Origin of the sequence: Sphaerisporangium perillae (assembly GCF_023276435.1) — a bacterium.
Taxonomy (GTDB): domain Bacteria; phylum Actinomycetota; class Actinomycetes; order Streptosporangiales; family Streptosporangiaceae; genus Sphaerisporangium; species Sphaerisporangium perillae.
In genome coordinates this window covers 1-2,841 of record NZ_JALLPO010000093.1, presented here as the reverse complement: position 1 = coordinate 2,841, position 2,841 = coordinate 1, and the positions used below count along the sequence as shown (strand labels likewise).

Below are 2,841 nucleotides of genomic sequence, written 5' to 3'. Positions count from 1 at the left end.
CGAAGCCCTTGTCGCGCAGCCGCTCGGCCCATGCCTCCTGGACCCCCGTGATGTCCCACCCTCTGGCGGCGATCCACCCGAGGTGGGTCTCCAGCACCTGGCCGACGTTCATCCGGCCGGGCACGCCCAGGGGGTTGAGGATGATGTCCACCGGGGTGCCGTCCTCCAGGAACGGCATGTCCTCGACGGGCAGGATCTTGGAGATGACGCCCTTGTTACCGTGGCGTCCCGCCAGCTTGTCACCATCGGTGATCTTGCGCTTCTGGGCGACGTAGACCCGGACCAGCTCGTTCACGCCGGGGGGGAGCTCGTCGCCCTCCTCGCGGCTGAACACCCGGACACCGATGACCTTGCCCATCTCGCCGTGCGGCACCTTCAGGGAGGTGTCGCGGACCTCGCGGGCCTTCTCCCCGAAGATGGCGCGCAGCAGGCGCTCCTCGGGGGTCAGCTCGGTCTCGCCCTTCGGGGTGACCTTGCCGACGAGGATGTCACCGGGCACCACCTCGGCGCCGATGCGGATGATGCCGCGCTCGTCGAGGTCTGCCAGGACCTCCTCGGAGACGTTCGGGATGTCCCGGGTGATCTCCTCAGGGCCCAGCTTGGTGTCGCGGGCGTCGACCTCGTGCTCCTCGATGTGGATCGAGGAGAGCACGTCGTCCTGCACCAGGCGCTGGGACAGGATGATCGCGTCTTCGTAGTTGTGGCCCTCCCACGGCATGAACGCCACCAGGAGGTTCTTGCCCAGCGCCATCTCGCCGTCGTCGGTGCAAGGACCGTCGGCGACGACCTGGTTGACCTCGATCCGGTCGCCCTCGCGGACGATGGGCTTCTGGTTGAAGCAGGTGCCCTGGTTGGAACGCTTGAACTTGGCGACACGGTAAGTCGTACGCGTGCCGTCGTCGTTCATCACGGTGACGTAGTCGGCCGAGACCTCCTCGACCACACCGGCCTTCTCGGCGGTGATGACGTCGCCGGCGTCGGTCGCCGCGCGGTATTCCATGCCGGTGCCGACCAGCGGGGCCTCGCTCTTGAGCAGCGGGACCGACTGGCGCTGCATGTTGGAGCCCATGAGCGCGCGGTTGGCGTCGTCGTGCTCCAGGAACGGGATCATCGCGGTCGCCACCGACACCATCTGGCGCGCCGAGACGTCCATGTAGTCGACCTCGTTCGGCCGGATGAACTCGACCTCGCCGCCCTTACGGCGGACCAGGACGCGGTCCTCGGCGAACGTGCCGTCGGGCTGCAACGGGGTGTTCGCCTGGGCGATGACGTGCCTGTCCTCCTCATCGGCGGTCAGGTAGTCAATGTCCTCGGTGACGCGGCCGTCCACGACCTTGCGGTAGGGGGTCTCGACGAAACCGAACGAGTTGACCCGTCCGAAGGACGACAGCGAGCCGATCAGACCGATGTTCGGGCCTTCCGGCGTCTCGATCGGGCACATGCGGCCGTAGTGGGACGGGTGCACGTCGCGGACCTCGAAGCCGGCCCGCTCACGGGACAGACCACCGGGCCCCAGCGCGGACAGACGCCGCTTGTGCGTCAGGCCGGCCAGCGGGTTGGTCTGGTCCATGAACTGCGAGAGCTGGGAGGTGCCGAAGAACTCCTTGATCGACGCCACGACCGGGCGGATGTTGATCAGAGTCTGCGGCGTGATCGCCTCGACGTCCTGGGTGGTCATCCGCTCGCGGACGACGCGCTCCATGCGGGCCAGGCCCAGGCGGACCTGGTTCTGGATGAGCTCGCCGACCGTGCGCAGGCGGCGGTTGCCGAAGTGGTCGATGTCGTCGGTCTCGACGACGATCTCACCGTTCGCCCCGGGCATCGAGATCTCGCCGGCGTGCAGCCGGACGATGTACTCGATCGTGGCGACGATGTCCTCTTCGGTCAGCGTCCCCTGGTTGATCTCGGCGTCGACGCCGAGCTTCTTGTTGATCTTGTAGCGGCCGACCTTGGCGAGGTCGTAACGCTTGTGGTTGAAGTACAGGTTCTCCAGCAGCGTCTGAGCGGACTCCTTCGTCGGAGGCTCGCCCGGGCGCAGCTTGCGGTAGATGTCCAGCAGCGCGTCGTCCTGGCCGGAGGTGTGATCCTTCTCCAGGGTGGCGCGCATCGACTCGTACTGACCGAAACGCTCGAGAATCTGGTCGGTGGTCCAGCCCAGTGCCTTGAGAAGCACGGTGACGGCCTGCTTGCGCTTGCGGTCGATGCGAACACCGACGCTGTCGCGCTTGTCGATCTCGAACTCGAGCCACGCACCGCGTGAGGGGATCACCTTGCAGCCGTACAGGTCCTTGTCGGAGGTCTTGTCGACCGAACGGTCGAAATAGACACCTGGGGACCGCACCAGCTGCGAGACCACGACACGCTCGGTGCCGTTGATGATGAAGGTGCCCTTGGAGGTCATGAGCGGGAAATCGCCCATGAACACCGTCTGGCTCTTGATCTCACCGGTGGTGTTATTGATGAACTCCGCCGTCACGAACATCGGGGCGGAGAAGGTCATGTCCTTGTCTTTGCACTCATCGACCGAGTACTTGGGCGGCTCGAACCGGTGGTCGCGGAACGACAAAGACATCGTTCCGGAGAAGTCCTCGATGGGACTGATCTCTTCGAAGATCTCTTCGAGACCGGACTGGGCCGGAACGTCCTTGCGCCCGGCCTGACGAGCCGCTTCGACCCGCGACCGCCATTTCTCGTTGCCGAGCAGCCAGTCGAAGGACTCGGTCTGCAGAGCGAGAAGATCGGGAACTTCGAGCGGCTCCTGAATGCGCGCGAAAGATACGCGGCGGGGACCAGCGGGTACGGCGAAGGCGTTGCGCGAGGCTGCCAACAGATGTCCTTCCG

The 2,841-nt window shown here is 65.6% G+C and carries 1 protein-coding gene; it reads right to left on the bottom strand.

Features of this window, described 5'->3' with window-relative positions; genetic code table 11:
• Positions 1–2,827, bottom strand: a 2,827-nt coding sequence (gene rpoB, locus MYF83_RS42055; protein ID WP_248966418.1) for a DNA-directed RNA polymerase subunit beta, incomplete at its 3' end; no start/stop codon positions are given.
• Positions 2,828–2,841 lie beyond the last annotated feature (14 nt).